The organism is Vibrio japonicus (assembly GCF_024582835.1).
In the GTDB taxonomy this organism is placed as follows: domain Bacteria; phylum Pseudomonadota; class Gammaproteobacteria; order Enterobacterales; family Vibrionaceae; genus Vibrio; species Vibrio japonicus.
The window spans coordinates 489783-508784 of sequence record NZ_CP102097.1 but is presented as its reverse complement, the minus strand read 5'-3'; the positions used below and the strand labels follow the sequence as shown (position 1 = coordinate 508784).

Annotated in this window: 20 protein-coding genes; 12 read left to right on the top strand and 8 right to left on the bottom strand. The window is 43.3% G+C overall.

The genetic code is table 11. The features are described from left to right. Positions 1-360 precede the first annotated feature (360 nt). The 5 genes from NP165_RS15445 (at position 361) to NP165_RS15425 (ending at position 4301) form a co-directional block, all read left to right on the top strand. Positions 361-717: an NADH:ubiquinone oxidoreductase gene (locus NP165_RS15445; RefSeq protein WP_257086646.1), complete on the top strand. Its 357-nt coding sequence runs from the start codon at positions 361-363 to the stop codon at positions 715-717. A gap of 196 nt (positions 718-913) precedes the next feature. Next, entirely contained in the window at positions 914-2068 is a 1155-nt protein-coding gene (locus NP165_RS15440) for a D-alanyl-D-alanine carboxypeptidase family protein (RefSeq protein WP_257086645.1), read from the top strand. A 188-nt stretch (positions 2069-2256) separates the two neighbouring features. Further along, positions 2257-2610, top strand: coding sequence for a helix-turn-helix domain-containing protein (locus NP165_RS15435; RefSeq protein WP_257086644.1), 354 nt, complete (start codon positions 2257-2259; stop codon positions 2608-2610). 101 nt (positions 2611-2711) lie between these two features. Further along, positions 2712-2927, top strand: a complete 216-nt coding sequence (locus NP165_RS15430) for a DUF3820 family protein (protein WP_257086643.1) — start codon at positions 2712-2714, stop codon at positions 2925-2927. 123 nt (positions 2928-3050) lie between these two features. Then, the gene (locus tag NP165_RS15425) at positions 3051-4301 is read left to right on the top strand and encodes a DEAD/DEAH box helicase (protein ID WP_257086642.1); all 1251 of its coding nucleotides are present in this window, start codon (positions 3051-3053) and stop codon (positions 4299-4301) included. Between the two features lie 153 nt (positions 4302-4454). Here the strand turns inward: NP165_RS15425 and NP165_RS15420 are convergent, their stop codons facing one another. Continuing rightward, positions 4455-4868 (bottom strand): VF530 family protein, encoded by a 414-nt coding sequence (locus NP165_RS15420; protein ID WP_257086641.1) that lies wholly within the window; start codon positions 4866-4868, stop codon positions 4455-4457. A gap of 255 nt (positions 4869-5123) precedes the next feature. Here NP165_RS15420 and NP165_RS15415 point away from each other — a divergent pair, with 255 nt between their 5' ends. Both NP165_RS15415 and NP165_RS20110 read left to right on the top strand, forming a co-directional pair. Continuing rightward, complete coding sequence (locus tag NP165_RS15415) at positions 5124-5426, top strand: Fis family transcriptional regulator (protein WP_257086640.1); 303 nt, start codon at positions 5124-5126, stop codon at positions 5424-5426. A gap of 183 nt (positions 5427-5609) precedes the next feature. Next, a protein-coding gene (locus NP165_RS20110) for an IS630 family transposase (RefSeq protein WP_371133672.1) occupies positions 5610-6645 on the top strand; the annotation gives its coding sequence in 2 pieces (ribosomal slippage) (positions 5610-6068 and positions 6070-6645; 1035 coding nt in all). Between the two features lie 463 nt (positions 6646-7108). On the opposite strand, the gene cspE is transcribed toward NP165_RS20110, so the two are convergent. The 3 genes from cspE to NP165_RS15390 all read right to left on the bottom strand — a co-directional run bounded on the left by cspE (position 7109) and on the right by NP165_RS15390 (position 9770). Next, entirely contained in the window at positions 7109-7309 is a 201-nt protein-coding gene (gene cspE / locus NP165_RS15400) for a transcription antiterminator/RNA stability regulator CspE (protein ID WP_257086839.1), read from the bottom strand. Between the two features lie 303 nt (positions 7310-7612). Then, positions 7613-7861, bottom strand: coding sequence for a hypothetical protein (locus NP165_RS15395; RefSeq protein ID WP_257086838.1), 249 nt, complete (start codon positions 7859-7861; stop codon positions 7613-7615). Positions 7862-7997: 136 nt separating this feature from the next. Next, positions 7998-9770, bottom strand: coding sequence for an alpha-amylase family protein (locus NP165_RS15390; RefSeq protein WP_257086639.1), 1773 nt, complete (start codon positions 9768-9770; stop codon positions 7998-8000). Positions 9771-10120: 350 nt separating this feature from the next. Here NP165_RS15390 and NP165_RS15385 point away from each other — a divergent pair, with 350 nt between their 5' ends. Beyond that, on the top strand, positions 10121-10315 hold the full coding sequence (locus NP165_RS15385) for a hypothetical protein (RefSeq protein ID WP_257086638.1): 195 nt from the start codon (positions 10121-10123) through the stop codon (positions 10313-10315). 86 nt (positions 10316-10401) lie between these two features. Here the strand turns inward: NP165_RS15385 and NP165_RS15380 are convergent, their stop codons facing one another. Both NP165_RS15380 and NP165_RS15375 read right to left on the bottom strand, forming a co-directional pair. Continuing rightward, positions 10402-12021, bottom strand: a complete 1620-nt coding sequence (locus NP165_RS15380; RefSeq protein ID WP_257086637.1) for a methyl-accepting chemotaxis protein — start codon at positions 12019-12021, stop codon at positions 10402-10404. 207 nt (positions 12022-12228) lie between these two features. Beyond that, on the bottom strand, positions 12229-13428 hold the full coding sequence (locus tag NP165_RS15375) for an MFS transporter (RefSeq protein WP_371133753.1): 1200 nt from the start codon (positions 13426-13428) through the stop codon (positions 12229-12231). Between the two features lie 105 nt (positions 13429-13533). On the opposite strand from NP165_RS15375, the gene soxR reads away from it, so the two are divergent. After that, on the top strand, positions 13534-14001 hold the full coding sequence (gene soxR, locus NP165_RS15370) for a redox-sensitive transcriptional activator SoxR (RefSeq protein ID WP_257086635.1): 468 nt from the start codon (positions 13534-13536) through the stop codon (positions 13999-14001). Here the strand turns inward: soxR and NP165_RS15365 are convergent. Then, the gene (locus NP165_RS15365) at positions 13972-14850 is read right to left on the bottom strand and encodes an AEC family transporter (RefSeq protein ID WP_257086634.1); all 879 of its coding nucleotides are present in this window, start codon (positions 14848-14850) and stop codon (positions 13972-13974) included. The two genes, soxR and NP165_RS15365, sit on opposite strands and share 30 nt — an antisense overlap. A 400-nt stretch (positions 14851-15250) precedes the next feature. Here NP165_RS15365 and NP165_RS15360 point away from each other — a divergent pair, with 400 nt between their 5' ends. From NP165_RS15360 to NP165_RS15350, 3 genes are all read left to right on the top strand, one after another. Then, a complete protein-coding gene (locus tag NP165_RS15360; protein WP_257086633.1) occupies positions 15251-16249 on the top strand; it encodes an ABC transporter substrate-binding protein in 999 nt (332 codons plus the stop codon). 2 nt (positions 16250-16251) lie between these two features. After that, positions 16252-17619: a diguanylate cyclase domain-containing protein gene (locus tag NP165_RS15355; protein WP_257086632.1), complete on the top strand. Its 1368-nt coding sequence runs from the start codon at positions 16252-16254 to the stop codon at positions 17617-17619. A 137-nt stretch (positions 17620-17756) separates the two neighbouring features. After that, positions 17757-18365 carry a DUF6198 family protein gene (locus NP165_RS15350; RefSeq protein ID WP_257086631.1) on the top strand — a complete coding sequence of 203 codons (609 nt, stop codon included), beginning with the start codon at positions 17757-17759 and terminating at the stop codon, positions 18363-18365. A 40-nt stretch (positions 18366-18405) separates the two neighbouring features. Here the strand turns inward: NP165_RS15350 and NP165_RS15345 are convergent, their stop codons facing one another. Then, on the bottom strand, positions 18406-18882 hold the full coding sequence (locus tag NP165_RS15345; RefSeq protein ID WP_257086630.1) for an HAD family hydrolase: 477 nt from the start codon (positions 18880-18882) through the stop codon (positions 18406-18408). Positions 18883-19002 lie beyond the last annotated feature (120 nt).

The window sequence follows — 19002 nt, the reverse complement described above, 5'->3', positions numbered from 1 at the left end:
TGTCCGGAGATAAAAAGTAACATTTTTGAAATCTTAGGTTGTGCTTGGCCAAAGTTGTGGTTTTTTTGTTCTGTCTGAGTGTTGGACGGTCACAAAATTGCAAAGTTTTTTAGTCCTAATGATGTAAACAGTTTGTGACTTTCTTTCCTTGCTTTCCCACTAATGCCTCTGAAAGCCAATGGAACCAAGAGCCGTTTAAAGTTAACGATTTAACGTTAGTTTAACATTGATATGCTCCCTGTTTTTGGTTGAAAAAATGCTCAATTTATCCCTTGAATTTTTGATGATAATGAAGAAAATATAAGCAAAATTAGTTTTCATAAATGAAAAGATGCTTTTTGAATAAAAGCGGGGCAGTGAATGAAATTATTTCTTATCTTGATGGTATCAGTGACAGCAGGCGTTGCCTCGGCAGAACATCTACATTCATTTTTGTTAGGTCTTTACATCTCGACTATGGCTGTCGGTGCTTGTTACTGGTTTGCGTTTCGTAGTAGTCGATTCCCTCAATTGGCGCTGGCACTACTGATTTGTGGTCTGTTAGCAAAAATCTCAGTGACGATTGCGGGTGTGAGCTGGGGAGTAAGCCAAGGTCTGATCGGCTCGCCATTGGTTTTCGCGCTTTCCTACCTGTTCTTTTCTATTGTGGCAACCTACGTGTGGTTCACTTACAAAGATAAGTTAATGACTAAACGTATGAGCCAACAAGCGGCATAGTTCACTCAGCAATATCTGTATTAGAGAGCCAGCACCACATAGTGCTGGTTTTTTCGTTGTAAAAAGAGGTGTTTGTTGCGTGGAATTGCGATAAACCTTCAATAAAGGTAACGAGTGATTACAAACACGCTGAAACCAAAATTGGCTTGTTTATACTGGTGCAAGTGGCCTTAACTTGGAAGCTTGTAGCATTATTATGAAAAATTCTCTTATCGCTCTTAGTCTGTGCGCTTTTTCTCTTAGCGCTACTTCTGCACCTACCGTCGTACCCGATCCGCCAATTATTGGTGCGAAAGGTTATATTCTAATGGATTACCACACAGGCGCAGTACTGGTTGAAAAAAACGCAGATAGCACACTAAACCCTGCTAGCCTGACAAAATTGATGACAGCCTATGTTGCCGGGCAAGAAGTGCAAACGGGTAACATTTCATTGGATGATCAAGTCACCATTAGCCAACGCGCTTGGGCAAAGAACTTCCCAGACTCCTCCAAGATGTTTATTGAAGTCGGGACGCAAGTGTCGTTGAGCGATCTGTATCGTGGTCTCGTCGTTCAGTCGGGTAATGATGCGAGTGTGGCAATTGCAGAGCATGTCGCAGGCAGCGAAGATGGTTTTGTCAGCTTGATGAACAGTTGGGCGAATAAACTTGGCCTAACAAATTCGTCATTTTCTAACCCACATGGTTTAGACAGTGATGAACTGTATTCAACGCCAAGGGATATAGCGACGTTAAGTCAGGCGATTATTCGTGATTTACCCGATATTTTCCCTCTCTATAGTGAACAATCCTTTACGTATAACGGCATTACTCAATACAACCGTAATGGTTTGTTACGCGATCCAAGCCTAAATGTCGATGGAATGAAAACCGGATATACCAGTGGAGCAGGCTATAGCCTTGCAACCTCTGCCACCAATGGTGAAATGCGATTGATCAGTGTGGTAATGGGCTCAAATAGCACGAAAAGTAGAGAGTCAGAAAGTAAACAGCTATTAAGTTATGGATTCCGCTTTTTTGAGACAGTGACACCAACGAAAGCAGGAGATCCATTAAGCTCTGTTAAGGTCTGGATGGGTGATAAAAACGATCTGGAAGTGGGCGTGAAGGAAGATGTTTATTTGACGCTGAGTAAAAGCGAGCTTTCTGACCTACAAGCACAAATTGAGATTGCGAGCGAACTAGAAGCGCCCATTCATGCGGGAGATAAATTAGGTAATGTCATCTATATGGCTGGCGAAAAGGAAGTCGCGCGGGCTGACTTGGTGGCATTAGCTGACGTTGAGCAAGGTGGGATTTTGAAACGTTTGTGGGATTGGGTTCAGCGCCTAGTCCTAAGTTGGTTCTAATAAGATATAAAAAACGGATACGCGCAAGTATCCGTTTTTTTTACGCTCGCTACTTAGGATGTAGGCCAATAGAGAGGCAAGTCTCATTAATGACTCTACCAAACCTTGATACTGCTCTAACTAAACTCTGACATGGCTCTGTAAGAAAAGGCTGACAATTTATATCAAAGCTCATACAGGAATTGACCATGGAATTTACAGAAAAAGATAGAGAAGCGCTTTATCACACTTGGATGTCGCATAAATCTAAAATGCGCCTTACACAAATGGAGTTTGCCAAAAAACTGGGAATGAACCAGTTGACATTTTCTCAGCTGCTTCGCGGTGAACAGCCTCTAAACATGTCATTCGTTAGCCAGTTTTGTCGATTTTTGCGTTTGGAACCGAACCAAGTTGTCCCTTCATTACAAGAAAACTCAGCGAGTGGGCCAGTGGTTGTTTATTTACAGAGCCGAATGAGTGTGGATGGCGAAATCCAAAATGCGTACATCGACGGCAACCAAGTTGTTGTGGAATATGCTCACGTCGTTAAGCCAGAGTAGCGCTGACCGCACCTTGAACTCGTTTTTCCATACTTCAAACTACTGCTTATAAGGTTTTAGTGATACTCTTCGGTTTTGTTACTCGCGTTAGATGTTGAACCATGCTTGAAAAACAAAACTTGATCAAATTAGCTCGTATGCAAATGCCGTTTGGCAAATACGCTGGGCGCGTACTTATTGATCTACCGGAAGAGTATCTGTTGTGGTTTGATAAAAAGGGTTGGCCAGATGGCGAGTTAGGCGATTTGCTAAAGTTATGTTTAGCTCTGAAAATCGAAGGTTTAGATAGTGTAGTGAAGCCTTTGAAACGGATGTGACCTGCCACAGCAACCTTAATCTTTCCTCCAGCCTATCTTCTGTTTGGCTCATTATCGCTAACATCCTCGTGCTAAATAGCATAAGATACACGGCCTTTACCTAGCACTGAGCCACTCATAGTAATGACAGATAAATCACAGCAGGCGACATTTGCCGATCTTGGCCTGGTTCCAACCTTAGTCGAGCGACTAGAAGAGTTAGAATATCACCAGCCTACACCTATTCAATCTCATGCAATCCCTCACGTGCTTGATGGGAGAGATATGGTTGGTGGTGCCAATACGGGTTCTGGCAAAACAGCCGCTTTTTCGCTGCCAATTCTGCAAAAGATTCTTCAGCAAGATACATCAAATAATCGTCGTGGTAATTTTGTTTCTCACCTAATTTTAGTTCCAACTCGTGAATTGGCATCACAGGTGGCATACAACGTTAAATCCTACTCATACCATCTTAGAGATAAGATCAAAACGGTTGCTGTATTTGGTGGTGTATCAGTGAACCCTCAAATGCTAGCACTTCGTGGTGGTTGTGACATTATAGTGGCTACGCCGGGTCGATTGCTTGATCTTGTATCCAGCAACGCCATCAAGCTGGACCAAGTAAAAACACTTGTCCTTGATGAAGCCGATCGTATGTTGAGCCTCGGATTTACCGACGAACTCAATAAGATTCTTGCCTTACTACCTGAGAAGAAACAGACGCTGCTATTTTCTGCAACTTTCCCTGAGAAAGTCACGACGTTGGCTCAGCATTTACTTAACGATCCTGTTGAAGTTCAATTACAGAGCGCGGAAGCCAGCACTTTGGTACAGCGTGTGTTTAGTGTAAACAAAGGTGAGAAAACCGCGGTACTTGCGCACCTAATCAAACAGCATCAATGGCGACAGACTTTGATTTTTGTGAATGCTAAGAATGCCTGTAACCACCTCGCTCAAAAATTGTCAAAACGCGGCATCACTGCCGAGGTGTTCCATGGCGATAAAGGGCAAGGTGCTCGTACTCGTGTCCTTGAAGACTTTAAGTCTGGTGAGGTTCAAGTACTTATTGCTACCGATATCGCAGCACGCGGTCTTGATATTGAAAAACTGCCAGTGGTGATTAACTTTGATCTTCCACGTAGCCCCGCCGATTATATGCATCGAATCGGGCGCAGTGGTCGTGCTGGTGAAGTGGGGCTAGGGCTATCTCTTATCGATTACGATGACTACCACCATTTTAAAGTGATAGAAAAGAAGAATAAGTTCCAGCTTGAACGCGAGCAGTTAGAGGGCTTTGAAGTGGAAGACGATCAAAGTGAAGCATACTTCTTACCAATGAAGCCGCGTGCAAAGCCAGCAGGCACAGGGAAAAAGAAGAAAAAGCGCACTCAATAGAGTACGTTAACCACTGATTTTTTTACAGCGGGAGTCGTTGGGGTAGGAAAGGGCGAGCCAGTTCGGGTGTTTGCTTCCATCGATTCCTTTGAAGCACAACAGAGCCTTGCTTGATAAGAGTCAAGCAGGGCTCTTTGCTTTCTAAGGTATGTACTATCGACGTGTCGGTCGTCCACGAGGTGAGCGATTTTTAAATGCAGATGCTGCTTTCGCCTGTGACTTTAGAATAGAGTCAACGGTTAGCGGCATCGGCTCTTTAGGCTCAAGGCCATGAGGGAAAGTACGAGCTCTCGGTGGTAAATTGTATTCTTCCGCACTCGCTCGCGGCATGCGCTTAAATCGATAAAGGTAAAAGTTTTCTAACTTTTCTCTCGCCCATTCGGTTTTCTTCAAATACTTCACGCTACTCGCAATTGAAGGTTTGGTGTTAAAGCAATTAAAGCGCATTGCTGTATCTAGAATGTCCCAGCCATAAAAATCCACTAACTCTTGCAACATAGTTTCTAGCTTTAGCCCGTGCAGTGGGTTGTTTTGTTGCAGTTCGATTCTTTCTTCGTCAGTCATCATTTTAGGGGCCTTACTCATCAAAGGGCGGAGTGTAGCAAAGTATACAGTATAGAGATATCTATAGTTCTGATGCGATGGTTTGAAAAGAGAAGTATGGGTTCAGGTGTAGTGGTCAACTAAATGTGTTTAGAACACAGTAAACCTTCATAAGAATAATTTTGTCGACAGACTGTTGACCACATTCCACTGCCCAATAGCGTTTAAGACAATATATACTGAAGCCTTTTTAAAAGTGTTAAATAGGAAGTTTGCTTCATGCGAAAATCAGATAAGAAGGTCGATAATCTAATTAGAGACGTGTTAACCGAAGTTTGTGAAGATACGTTAAAAGGCTACGATGGTTTTCTTTGGGTGACTCATACGGTCAAATTCTCTTCTTTTCCACAAAGCTTAGAAATAGTCTGCGTATTCGAAACGAATCAAGATAAAGAAAAATTTTTAGTGGGAGAAGGTCGCCAGCATGTCTCAACAACGATCCAAAAGGCGTTCAATAAGGCAGGGGTGCAACTAAAGAATGTAGGTAAGCAAATCAGTTACGATACACAGAAGAAGCGTTAGTGCAGCCATCAATGAAAGTGAATTAGGGTTGTAGTGGGCATCTAAGGCTTTATTTTACGAGTTTTGATATAAAGCCTGAAGGCTAAGCCCACCTTCTTAGTCAGGGTGTAGTGGTCAACTAATACCAATCTAAGAAAAAATATGATCTAATTTAAGGCCATTCAACAATAGAATGTATTCGCTATGGATAGCCTCAAGAATATTGATTTTAAAAAGCTCGCAAGCCAGCAGAAATCCATCCAGATGAAAATGAGATTGCTCGCACTTGCTCATTTCAAAGATGGACACTCTCGTACCCAAATCGCCAAGTTTCTTAAGGTGAGCCGAACCAGTGTTAATCGATGGGTTCAAATCTTTCTTGAAGAAGGATTAGAAGGGCTGAAGGAAAAGCCAAGAACGGGAAGACCACCATTATTAACTTCTGAACAAAGGGAGCAATTGAGCCAATACATCAAAGATAAAGCTCATGATACTCAAGGTGGGCGACTGACCGGCGCCGATATCCATGCCTATATTGTGAAAGAATTTGGCCAGCATTATCATCCTGATTCTATCTATTACCTACTCGAGCATATGGGTTTCTCATGGGTCACTTCCCGTTCAAAACACCCACAACAATCCCAAGCGATACAGGAAGATTTTAAAAAAACTCCAAGACGAAACGATCCTTAAGATCCCAGGTCATGTCGCTTTAAAGCATGTCGATATCTGGTTTCAGGATGAAGCTCGATTTGGGCAACAAAATACAACAACACGGTTATGGGCTGAAAGAGGCACACGTCCCAGAGCAGTGAAGCAACAACAGTTCGAATATGCGTATCTATTTGGTTCTGTCTGTCCTCAAAAAGGTATTGGTGAGGCTATCGTTGTCCCATGGGTCAATAAAGACCTCATGATTGAGCATTTAAAGCAAATATCGGCGGTCACTGAAAAAGGACGTCATGCCGTCATCATTATGGATGGCGCAGGATGGCATACAGAAGATATCGCTAATGGCTTTCAGAACATCAGTGTCATCAAACTTCCCCCCTATTCTCCAGAGCTAAACCCTATAGAACAAGTATGGAGCTGGATGAGACAACACTATCTCGCCAATCAGTCTTTTGCGGATTACGAAGACATTGTCTCCAAAGTGTGTAGGGCTTGGAATCGTTTTTTGGCATGCTCCAACAGAGTCACCAAGATGTGTTCGAGAGAATGGGCAGACCTGACCAGTTAATTTTCCAGATTGGTATAAAATTTGAATGATTTATTCTCTTTCTTCTAGCTCTCGTTATTTATCGATAGCTGCTTATTGGATGTGAAACGTCCCCAATTTATCCCCGCTTTTTGCAAAAATATCGCCTTGCTGGGATTGTTCATAGAAATGAAAGTGGAGTGGGTATTGGTTAGTGTGGAGCTTAGGAAGGATATGGCGTTGCAGAATGTCACTATTGAGTTGGTGTATTTCTGTTGACCACCGTATGTTGGGGTTTTCTAATTCAAATTCAATTTTAAACAATGGGTTGGGTTTTCCTTTGTGTATCTTTATCACGCAGTGATTTGTACCAGTATATCTGGCGGCTCGTTCTTCGAGACATTATTAACCTTATTTTGAGGAGATAAGAAAAATGAAGAGTGGTAAGCGGGATGCTTTGGGGGGAGAATAGGTGTGATGAGAAGCTCACCACACCTTGGAATGCTTATAGCGCTACTACGTTTGACGCTTGAGGGCCTTTTTTGCCTTGCTCTACGTCGAAGCTTACTTTTTGGCCTTCAGCTAGAGTTTTAAAGCCTTCAGAAACGATAGAGTTGAAGTGAACGAACACATCAGCACCGCCGTTGTCTTGAGTGATGAAGCCAAAACCTTTAGTTTCGTTGAACCATTTAACTGAACCAGTCATTTTAGACATAGGATATACCTCGATAAAAATTAAAAATAAAACTGCGAACAAACGCTATTGTAGGGATTATTAAGAAAAGTTATCGCAGGATCTAGACGAACGGTATCGAAAGGTAACTGAGAAAAGACTTGTACTAAATGTTTCACTAATAGCTCGTTTGTAAGAGCTGCGGATACTATACACGTTAATTCTACAAAGGCTAGGTTTATTTTGTTGAGTAGCAAATAAAACTTAATTTTTGTTCAAAGTGTTGGGGTTTTCTTGGCGTTAGTAAAACAAAGCCCGCCACTGGCGGACTAGATGTTAGTGCTTGCGGCGAGGACCGTTGCGAACCAAGTCTTGCCCAGTTTGGAACACTTCCTCTGTAACCCATCGACCTAGCAGGAGCTGGTTTTTGTCGTCCAAAACGGCCACAAAATGGCGACCAGAAGCATTGTGGGTAGCCATTGCCACACCAGCAATGTTCTGCAGGCCTAGCGAACCACTTTCGACACTGATTAGAAATGCTTCAAGATCGTCTAGGTTATCAATTACTTTGTCATCATCAATCATTAAAATGTGCTCTTTCGTTTTCATATCGCAACGTTTCAAATATGTGCGTTACTTTAACTTTCCTACACTTTTAATACTACCAGTTCGCCAGTCACCTGCTTAGACATTCGCCGTTTTGCCTGGATTCTTCAAAAACTCAGCGGTCAAGAGCCAAAAGAAGGGAGGCTAGGGGGACAAATCTTATCTGAATCACGCCTACTTGCTCACGCACGTTCAATTCATAGCGAGCCTCGTTCAACTCATCCCTAAGAGCGTATGTCCCTGATGAGAGTTGCCATTCTTCGATCAGTTCGCGTGGAATGATCAAATCCAGCGTTTTGCTTTTCGTATCGCTAAAATTAACTGCAATGATGAGTTTTTGCTCCTCGTGTGAACGAGCAAACGCAAACAGCTGATCTTGCATGTCATCAAATACGTCAAAGTTGGCGCAGTAGAGGTCATGATATTTTCCAGTGAGGGCAGGGCTTTTTAAGGCGAGATTAAGTAGTGTGCGGTAGAACTCGCGCAAAGACTTTTCAGAGTCCGAGAGCTGGCCACCATCAAACTTGCCTTGGTTCATCCAACGTTGATGATGAGGCACACCAATGTAGTCGAAAATGGACGTACGTGAAGGTTGCCCAAAACCGGCAGACTCCGCCCCCAGTTCGCCAACTTCCTGACCAAAATAGATCATAGTTGGAGAGGTCGAAAGGCAGGTTGAGACAAGCATCGCGGGTTTACCTTTGTCTGCGTTGTTGGCAAATTCAGGCGACGCGATACGCTGTTCATCATGGTTTTCCAAAAAGTGGAGCATATGATGTTCTATGTCGGCCAGTTCATGCTGAATTCGGCCAATTTCTCGTGTAGAACCATGGCCCTGCATTATAGCTTTTAGGCCGTCGTATAAGTCGACTTTGTCGTATAAGTAATCCATCTTGCCAAGTTGAATGTAATCGCGGTAGAGATTGGGTTGATAGACTTCGGCCATTAAAAACGCATCTGGGTTAATGTGCTTTATCCAGGCGTTCATATAGCTCCAAAATTCGATAGGCACCATTTCGGCCATATCATAGCGAAAGCCATCGACCCCCAGTTTTATCCAATAAATGGCGATATCTCTGAACTTCACCCAAGAATCAGGGATGCGCTTGTTTTGCCAAAACTCAAAGTGTGCTTGGTGGTCTTTATGTCTGTACTCTTCTGGCAGCACGTCGAAGTCTTTTGTTCCGTCCGGTTTAACACCGTAATTGACCTTTACCGTTTCGTACCAATCATCAGCGTTAGGTTTGGCTAACCGGGAGCCGTTTCCTGTCCACTTTGCGGGAAATTCTTCATACTGTGGTGTTAGGTCAGGGTGTGGTTCTCCGCCTAATGGAGGGTTGTAAAAGAGTTCATCAGGGGCAGTAAAGGCTTGGTTTGGAATGTAGTAGAAATTGTTGTCTCTGTGGTACTCAAGCGATGTGTCATCGTCAGAGCCAAAATCAGTCACACCTTCAGGGTTGTTTAGCCCTTTGTAAACACGAGCAACGTGGTTAGGCACAATATCAATGATCACTTTCATTCCGGCCTTGTGGGTTCGCTCAACTAACGCAAAGAATTCCTCATTTCGTTGGCTAGGGTCGTCTGCCAAATCTGGGTTGACGGAATAGTAATCTTTTACTGCATAAGGTGAGCCGGCTCTTCCTTTTACGACACTTGGGTGGTCGTTTTTAATACCATAAGAAGAGTAATCCGCGACAATAGCGTGGTGAGGCACCCCTGTATACCAGATATGTGTGATGCCTAATTCTCTTATTTCATTCAGTGCTTTATCCGTAAAGTCGCTGAACTTTCCGACGCCGTTGTGCTCAAGTGTGCCCCATGGTTGGTTAGTCGTCTTAGTGTTACCAAAAAGGCGAGTGAACACTTGATAGATATTTTGCTTTTTCATTCCGTAGGCCAAACTTACGCTTCATTGTGATTTTTAGGGATATTTTCAGGCTAAAGCAAGGTCACCTAAAGCTGCTCATCCTTGTGAGTATATTAGGGGGCGTAGAAAAGGAAAATGTGAGTTAGGTAGAAGAAACTAAGGGGGATATCAGTTCAGCGTTATGGCTCTCAGCTCACAGAATAGCAATTCTCTTTCTTTGAGTTTTTGTGAGGCATGATGTTCCTAACTCACTATAAATTAAGGGTAAAAAGAGACCAGATTGCACTCTTGTGGTAATCCGCTTGTTTTGACAAAAAAACGTTCTTTTCTACGCTTAAAGGGAGTAAACGTCATACGAAAGGAGAACATAAATGGCGACATTCAAACAGGATATCCCACATCGCGTTACTGTCTACCATGATGATGTCGAGCAAGAAAAAGCGTTAAAAAACGCTATGTTACCAGAGAAGCCTAGATACTTTAATGGCTCGCCAACCTATCAGGCAGAAAGTATTGATGAGTTTAGAGATAGACTTAACCAAGTTGGAATGTCGTTAGACGTTTAACCCACTCTAGTTTTACTTTGGTTTTGTTGTAGTTTCATTGAGAGGGCTCGAATTACGAGCCCATTATTTTGATTAAATGTTGTTAACTAAACTTTGAAGTATTGCAACTGCGTGGATAGATGCTCTGCCGTGTTTGCCATTTCTTGGCTTTCTTCGGCAAGCGTTTGAGAGGCTTGTAAAACCTCGTTCGCAGACAGGTGAATACTGGTTACGTTTTGGTTCATTTCTGATGCAACAGAGCTTTGCTGCTCTGACGCCGCTGCAATTTGCGCCACCATATCGTTCGCGTTTTGCATTTCAGCTACTATCACATTGAGCTGCTCACGCGTTTGATTTGACGCGTTAACACTACTGTCGACATTATCGTTGCTACTTTGCATCGCGACGAATGTACGCTCGGCATGCTCAATGAGGGTGTCGATCGTGTGCTGGACTTCATTGGTCGATTTCTGGGTTCTGCTCGCTAGGTTTCTGACCTCATCAGCGACAACCGCAAAACCTCTGCCTTGTTCACCAGCTCGCGCAGCTTCAATTGCCGCGTTCAGAGCAAGAAGATTCGTTTGCTCAGACACATCGCGAATCACACTGACCACTTTACTTATTTCATTTACGCCAGCTTGGAGTTCTGATACCAACTCATTTGCCATGGATATATCGCGTGATACGTCAGAAATCGCCTTAGACGTCGCTTCCATCGTGTGATCATTTTGCTCGGTATGCTCCATCACTTTGCTGGTACTTTCTGCGGTGGCTTCAGCGTTATGCGCAACGTCATTAATTGTTGCACTCATCTCTGTCATTGCAGTAGAAAGTAACTCCAATTGAGCATGCTGTGAGTGTACGCTGGTTGCGGCTTCTTCACTGGCTTGTGCGATATTGCTCGCCATGTTGCTCGAAATCTGTGCTGAATTGTGCGCAGTTTTCAGTGTGCTTTGCAACTTATCCAACATCTTGTCAATCTGGACGCTCATGTGTCCCAATTCGTCATTGCGCGTCAAGTTCATGCGAACGCGCAAATCCCCGTCCGAGATAAGTCCAGTGTTGTCGATGAGTTTATTCAGTGGTGTCACTATGTTGTGGGAAATCGCGTAACCCATAGCAAATAGTAGGGTAGAGAGCACAACTACCACGAGTGCTTCCTGAATAGCTAAGGCGTAAAACGCTTCATTGATATCCGCGACCAAAATACCAGAGCCGATAACCCATCCCCATTCTGGAAGTAGCTGTACGTATGAGATTTTGTCTTTCAGTTCACCTTGCGGACTTTTCCATTGATAGTCCAAAAACCCTTTTTGCTCAGAGGTTTTCGAAATACTGACCATTTCGCGCCAATGGAACTTACCCGCACCATCTTTAAAGTTTTCCGCATTTTTCCCGTTGAGTTCAGGTTTAAGGGGATGGTTAACCACTTGTAGATTTTGATTGAGAACCCAAAAGTAGTTGGTTTGATCGTAGCGTAATGAATTGAGAGCATTGAGTGCTTTTTGCTTAGCGGTTTCTTCACCCAGTTCGTTGCGCTGATCGTAATAGTGCTTTGCCACGCTAACAGCCGTTTCCACTTGAGAACTCAATTTATTTTCGCGTTCCGCCATCGAGGAGCTTCGCTGCTGGAGCAGGTTGTAAGCACACGCAAGAAGAATTAACACGAACGAGAGTACAACAATTGAGCTAAGTTTTGCTTTTATAGATAGATTACTTAGTTTCATAGGTCACTGATTAATTTAGGTTATTGGACTAAGGCAATGCTCACTCTATCAAGTTCATCTTTTCGGGCTGCTGACCTGTATCATAAAAGAGATGTATTCACGCTGTTACATACTGATAACTTGTTCTAGGTCATGATAAAAAGTTGAATAATGTAAATAAGAGCCACATACGAAGTGATAATCAGTGCATGCGCTAGTCCGGCTCCACTAGTTTTGCGGGACAGCCACTTGGTTCGTTGTTATTTTGGCGGCCAAAAAACGCATGAGCATAGCAGCGCCTATCATCGTTATTGCTGCGATCATAAAACCATATTCTGTTAAATCGTAATGGCTTAGTAGTGCAATCACGACGTAACTGATGCTCTGGATAAGCGTCGCAAACATCTGCAGGCCACCATCCGCTCGCCCACGCTGTTCGACGGCGATGGTGTGATGCATCCAGTTTGTTCGAGCGATACGATTTAACGCATTAAACACACCAAATATCAGAGTGAACAGCAGCAAATGTGCAGGGTGCACTGAGAAGCTCATTCCGACGACTGAGACGGCTGCGATGATCATGGCGTAAACTATGGTCGACGTGTGTGTGCTTAGGGAAAGCAGGCGAGTGACAAAAATGCCCGTTATCAGGGATCCCAAACCAAAGGCAATATTGTAGCCAGCTAACCAGTGTCCTGATACACCGGTTTCAGAAAACCAGATTGGTACGAGTTTGCCTAAGTAGGTCAGAATAGGGTAAGAAAGTGCCGATAACATTAAAAACGCATAAAATCGTGGCTCGTTTGTGATTATCTTTTTGCTCTCTTTTAATTGTTCTATAAAAGAGGCCGTGTTCGTCTCTCTTAATTTTTGTCGATATGGCGTGATGATATAACTCAGTGTTGCAATGCTTGCTGCTATGGTTGCAAAAGCGGAGAACTCGAGCATTCCCCACTGCTCTAAGAGCACGACACCTAAAGCGCCAGCACCTAGCGTTGTACCTTGCATTATGACCTCTTGTTTTCCCGAAATAGACGCGTATTCATGGGGCTCGTAGTTTTCCTGAGTGAAGGCATTATTTGTCGTCCAACCTAAATTACTCGACACCCAATAAACGAGCTGCGCACCAGCAAGCAACCAGTGTGAGCCTAAATCAAGTGAATAAGCCACAAACACGACACCAGCCGTGCCAAATTGAATAAATTGCACTAAAACGAGCAAGGATTTCCGAGAGTGTCGGTCAATAAGTGTTGAGAAAAATGGTGTCAGGAAAAAAGAAATAGCGGTACATGCTAGAGCGACCATAGCCACAAATGACCCCATGTTGGGGGTTGCTAACATTATCCAAGGTAGTGCCATCATAAACAGCCCTGAAGAAATGCCGTCGAAAAATCGTCCTGATAAATAAGGTATGGTTCTGCTCTTCATTATTAGTTTCATTTTTGATTCCTAAACCTATTTGACTTGCCCACACTCTAAAACCTCAAGTAAACTTGAGGTAAAGTGATTTTTTGTGTTTTATGAGAGGAAGATATGGATATGTCAGTGGGAGAAGTGGCAGCCCGTGCCGGGATTAAAGTCTCAGCGCTCCATTTTTATGAACAGAAAAGGTTAATCACCAGTTGGAGAAACCAAGGTAATCAGCGGCGGTATGACCGAAGCATTTTACGCCGACTCGCGGTGATCAAAGCTGCTCAAGAGGTAGGACTAACCTTAGAAGAAATTGCACAATCTTTGTCTCATTTGCCTAAGCATCAAGCGCCAAATAGGAAGCAATGGGAGGCAATGGCATCAAGTTGGCATGACATGCTTGAGCATCGAATCCAGCAGCTAAAAGCCCTACAGGATGATTTGGGCGGTTGCATCGGCTGTGGCTGTTTATCTATGGATTCTTGCGCCATTTACAACCCCAAAGACATTCGCGCGGAAACTTTCAAAGGCAAAACACTGCTTACCGCGCCAGAAGAGTGGTCAGCCGAGGGACAAAGCGAAAGTGAGTAACAGAGGTAAGGTGAAAATACTGAAGAAGTTTCCAAACAATACCATAGAGGCCACTTTCGCTGGCTCGATAGAAAAGCGTTCCGCGAATAGGTAGTTCATGACTGCAGGTGGCAGCATAGTAAACAAGACCATCATCTGCAGTTGAAGAGGTGGCAGCGGAATGACAAAGTAAATAATGGCAAAAGCAACAGCCCCCGTAAGAAGCGACTGAAGCGTACAGAGGATGCCAACACGTAATCCGCTTAAGCGAATGTGGCACATTTGAGCGCCGAGAGAAAGCAGCATGACCGGGACAGCTGCTTGTCCTAATAGTTTGGTTGCTTCATAGAGTGGATCCCATACACCAATGCCACTTAAGTTGAGTGTTAATGCACTCACGGCGGCAATAAAAACGGGCATACGTATGATCTGTTTTACTGGGTTGCCTTCACTCAGAAGTACGAGCCCCACGCTAATATGCACACAAGCAGAGACTACGAAAAGAAGTACCGCGGAAGAGAGTGCGCTATCTCCAAATGTATAGGTAAATAACGGAATGGCAAGGTTGCCACTATTACGGAACATGTGTGGCGGAGCCCAAGCTTTAAAGTTGAGTCCAGAGAACTTGCAAATTGGATACATCAGTACGCCTGGTAGGAGCACTGCGACTAAGGACGCGGATAACAATGGAATTTGCTCCGTATCCAGCGGCATTGAAACTAAGGACGAAAATACCAGAGCTGGAGTAAATGCATCCATGTTGATACGGTTAATGGGCCGGAAATCTGGTTTTAGCCAACGCCCAACAGAAAACCCAACCACGACGAGTGCAAAAACGGGAAAGAGAATTCCAACGACCTGTTGAAGCATGATTATCCTTAATTCATGTTGTTTTTTTGTCCTTTGTCTCCACGTTACCTGAATCTTTCGTAATTAAATAGATGGTAATTAGGGAAATTTTGTTTGCCACAGTTGGTAGCGGATTCCTGGGCGTCAACATTATTCGGATGAATTCAAGCTTTCCCGCATGGCATTTCTATCATTATTAACAAAATTCTCTACAAAAGGCTGATATTTATCCTATGATCGAAGAGTGTCATATAAGTTAAAGGTGCTGCTATCAAAACGGGTTCTGCACCTAAAGTGACAGTAGACACAATTTACATAAAGTACCATGTATCATTTTGTAGAAAGTGAGCTTTCCTTCGCATTCTATGTTGTTGATACATTAACATAATATAAAGTCAGTTTCTTAAAGTGGAATTTTTTCATGTCGCCAAAGAAGCGTGCATTGATGTACTTGGGACTCTTCTCGATAGTGGTAGGGGTCATTTTCTTTTACACAAGCCTTTATGAAGTAGAAGAGAAAGAAAGTAATACAAAAGTTGTGATCGCAGTGTCTCAGACGCCTTTATCCGCACCATTTTTCGTGGCGAAGAGGTTAGGCTACTTTCAAGACGAAGGACTGGATGTCATTCTTATACCTTGTGACGGCGGCGTAGCATGTACCGAAATGATGCTCAATAGCGAAGTGGATTACGCCACTGCATCAGAGTCGGTACTGATGTTTCAAAGCTTTAAACATCACGATCTTTCTCTGTTGGTGAGTTTTGCTGAATCGTATAACGATTTAAAATTGCTCACGCTTGAGCCTTTGAATATTCGTTCAGTGAAAGACTTAGAAGGGAAAAAAATAGGCGTCATTAAGGGAAGCGCTAGCGAGTTTTATTTTGATTCCGTGTTGATTTCCAATAACCTCAAAAGTCTGAATCTTGAAAAGGTATATCTAGAACCGAGCGATCTTGTTCCTGCACTTTTATCTTATCGTGTCGATGCTATTTCATCTTGGGAGCCCATGGGTTACAAGGCTGATGTTCTGTCAGCAACGAAAGTACTGAATCTTGGAAATAGCTCGATTTATCAGCTTTCCTTTAACTTGCTTGCACTAAAGAATCATTTAGAGCAAGCAACAGACGATGAACCTGTGCGCGTACTGAAAGCGCTTGATTCGGCGGTTGATTGGATTAATAGCAACCCCGACGTTGCAATGAAATCCGTTGCCACCAGTTTGAATCTGTCAGTTGATCAAGTTGCGTGGTCTTGGAAGGATCTCCAATTTAGGGTGTCTCTGGGTAACGCATTGTTTTCCAATATCCAATTGCAAGCTCGGTGGGCCACAGAAAGGGGCTTAGTAGAAAATGACCCACCTGACTTCAGAGAAGTGTTTTACCCGAATCCGTTTAGACAACTTGTTGCGTCGAGAGACTAATTATGCTGGATTCTGTCAATAAAAAGTTGTTTGCTCTTTCCATCACAACCATGCTGTTAACACTGTTTATTGTCGTTTCGTTTTCACAGGTAAGCTTCGAGAGAAAAAGAACAAAATCCGAACTCGATCAAGTGGTTACACTCCAGCTAAGTGTGGATATGTTAAGGAGCCAATTATGGGTGTTTCTTCAGTTCAGTGATGAGCAGAGCCTAGGTCTGGTTGAGCATGCGCAAGAAGAATTGGCGGAGAGATTGACTCAATACAAACAAAATGGTGCCTTATTGGAAAATATGATTCGTATGAATCAGAGTCTCAAAGCCATCCTGAATCAAGAAAAAAAAGTGTATTTTGGTGGAGCTAGCGGAGTGGATGTTTTTGGTGCGGAAGATATCACCGCGAGAGGGCTCTTACATTCCAGATACAACATGATCGTACAGAATATGACAGAAGAGCTGGCGTATGTACATCAATCTGTTCTGATGAGCAGTGACGAAAGGCAGAACCAAGTCATGATTTATGCTGGTGCTTGGTTGGTGATTAGTTCGATTGTGGTGAGTGTGTTGGCATGGCGAATGTTTTTCCGTTTCAGAACGGGTGTTTACGCGATAAAGGGGGCGATAGGTCGTTTAGCCGAAGGCAAACTGGACGCAAAAATTGATAGGGAAGACTTAGATACTGAATTTCTGGCGGTGGCAACGTTTTTTAATAAAATGACGAACTCATTGAGAGAAACGACCGTCACAAAGCAAGAATTAGAAGAAGAGGTCAGACGGCAAACTGAACAGCTCAAATTGAAACAAGAACAGCTTATCTATCTTTCAGAACATGATCCTTTAACCAATATCATGAATAGACGCGCCTTCGATAACAAGTTAGAGCGTGCCATTCTCAATGCCGCTCGCACCCACTGTAAACTTGCGCTTTTCTTTATAGATTTAGACAAATTCAAAGAAATTAATGACAGCTATGGCCACGATGCTGGGGATGCGATTCTTGTTGAGGTAGCAAAAAGACTCATTGATACAATTCGAGAGACAGATTTTGTGGGCCGCATTGGAGGAGATGAGTTTATTGTCTGCTTAGACCATCTTCAAGACTTTACAGTTGTTCCAGCTAAAGCGAAACAGCTGATTGATTCAATAAGTGAACCCATCCAATTTAACGGACACACGCTTAATGTTGGAGCGAGTATTGGTGTGAGCTACTACCCCGATCAAACTCAAAGTAAAGATAGCTTGCTAAGTGTTGCAGATGAAGCCATGTACAGAGCCAAGCAACTCAAGAAATCAGCGAATTCTAATCGTGAATCATCTGTGTGCCAAGTCGTTTCTGATTCCGTTGTGATTTTGGCGTCAGTCAAAGAGGAGTGACGGGTGTAAAGTTCATTTAACACCCTTTAAATGAGATATTTCACCTGATTTCTCGACAAGTTTACTAATTATCGACATCTTATGCGCGTTTGAACTACCTCCTTTTGGGTCGTTCGCTAAGGGATAGGATTTCGAGAATGGATAAAGAACATAGTTTACGCGAGAACTTACTCGCTTTGTTATTGGGCAGTGCACTGGTATCACTAGGCGTCATCTTCTTCAATAAAGTGGGTTTACTGACTGGTGGCACCGCAGGACTCGCCATATTTCTAACGAAAGTGAGTGATTTCAGTTTTGGGCAAGTTTTCTTTGTCCTGAATTTACCTTTTTATATTTTGTCCGTTACCCGTATGGGGTGGCGTTTCACCGTCAACACCTTTATCGCAGTGACCATCGTTTCACTGGCTGTGGATCATTTGCATCATGTGATTGAAATCGCGCGTATTGATGCTTTCTACGCCGCCCTACTTGGTGGTGGTTTGATCGGTATCGGAATGTTAGTGATATTCCGACACAAGATGAGCTTGGGTGGCTTTAACATACTCGCGCTGTTCTTACAGGAGAGGTTTGGTATTCGTGCAGGCAAAGTCCAAATGGCACTGGACTGTACGATTGTAGTGTTGTCACTATTTATCGTTGATATTTCTCTTATCGCGTTGTCTGTTCTGGGTGCTATAGTCACTAACCTGATTTTGGCAATGAACCACAAGCCTGGGCGTTACCAGCCCAAGGCTGCTGCGGTATGATCATTTAGATTATTTGGATAAAAAAGCGGCTTAGCATGTGCTAAGCCGTTATTGTAATTAACTCTTGCAAAGTGGTAATACTCACCACATTTTCTGGCACTTTCTCTGAATTTGGATTAAACCAAATGGCATTTAAACCTGCGTCTTGAGCAGGATATACATCCTTATTTAGGATATCGCCGACCATCGTGAGTTCATCAGGTTTTACACCTAACTCGTCCGCGATGGCGAGATAAAACTCAGGGCAGTTTTTGTCTAGTCCTACATTACTTTTACAGAAGTATCCATTAATGTAACGATCCAACTCGACACGCTGAAACGCCTGTTGTATCTCTGCTTCACTGGACTCTTGCGCACTCGACGCGATGTAAATGGTATGATTCTTTGAAAGCGCTTTAAGGGTTTCTTCAGCTCCATCAACAGCCGCAACGTCCTTCCATAAGTACATTTTTTCTTTTTGGTTAGGGTTGTCGACCATTAGGGTGTCGCCCCAATCAAATAAAAACACTTTTTCCATAAAATGCCTCTTACGTTTTTTGTCGTTTCATAACTTCCGCTAGTTTGGATCTTTAATCACCTAAAAGCAAAATTAATCCAGACAATAGAGAAGTGGATGAGTTTAAGAGGCTGAATTCAT